This is a genomic window from Streptomyces sp. NPDC023481, from assembly GCF_055560195.1.
The window spans coordinates 1-1,067 of the sequence record NZ_JBVHJE010000038.1 but is presented as its reverse complement, the minus strand read 5'-3'; the positions used below and the strand labels follow the sequence as shown (position 1 = coordinate 1,067).

Below are 1,067 nucleotides of genomic sequence, written 5' to 3'. Positions count from 1 at the left end.
TGTATGGCCCTGTGAGGTTGGGGATGCGGCTGGCGGGTGGTTGGCCCTTCAGCGCGGTGTGTCCGCGGTGGTGATTGTAGGTGTGCAGCCACTGCGGGAACGCTTCGCGGCGCTCGACTTCTGACCGGTAGGGGCGGGCGTAGGCCCATTCGTCGAGCAGGGTGCGGTTGAGGCGTTCGACCTTGCCGTTGGTCTGGGGTCGGTAGGGCCGGGTTCGCTTGTGTGCGATCCCGGCCGCTGCCAGGGCATCGCGCCAGGTGCGGGAGCGGTAGCAGCTGCCGTTGTCCGTCAGGACGCGTTCGACGGTGATCCCGCACTCGGTGAAGTAGGCGTGTGCCCGCTTCCAGAAGGCGGTGGCGGTTTCCTTCTTCTCGTCGGCGTGTATCTCGCTGTAGGCCAGGCGGGAGTGGTCGTCGACGGCGGTGTGCAGGTAGCTGTAGCCGGCGTTCGTCCGGTTCTTGCGCCCCGCAGCCCGGCCGAGGACTTTGTGACCGCCGCCGTCGGGGATGTTGCCGAGCTTCTTGATGTCGACGTGGACGAGTTCGCCGGGCCGGTCTCGTTCGTAGCGACGGATGGCACGGCCCGTCGCCCGGTCCAGATGGGCGAGGCGGGCCAGTCCGTAACGGGTCAGGACGCGGTGCACGGTGGAGGGCACCAGCCGTAGCAGGTGCGCGATGCGGGCCGGTCCCCACCGGCGCAGGACCCGGACCTTGATGATGCGGCGCTCGGTGTGGGTTGGGGTGCGGCGCGGGCTGTGGTGGGGGCGGCTGGAACGGTCGGTCATCCCTGCCTCGCCGAGCCGGCGGTAGCGATCGGCCCACCGCTGGGCGGTGGTCGGCGAGACCTGGAAGCGTTCGGCGGCCCGGCGCAGCGGCCAGCCGTCCTCGACGACGCAGCGGGCCAGACGCAGGCGACCGGTCTCGGTCAGGGGTGCATTACGGTGGACCACGAGGGCCTTTCTGTCGGTGTAGACGTCGCAATCCACACCGAACCGGAAGGCCCTCACCCGTTCAAGATCCCTCAGCCGAGATCTGACTCACCCGTCCACAACCTCCCCGGACAGAACA

1 protein-coding gene is annotated in these 1,067 nt (G+C 69.0%); it reads right to left on the bottom strand.

Features of this window, described 5'->3' with window-relative positions:
* Positions 1-949: IS481 family transposase (locus ACZ3ZD_RS35910; RefSeq protein ID WP_467407244.1), on the bottom strand; the 949-nt coding region annotated here is incomplete at its 3' end.
* Positions 950-1,067: the final 118 nt, after the last annotated feature.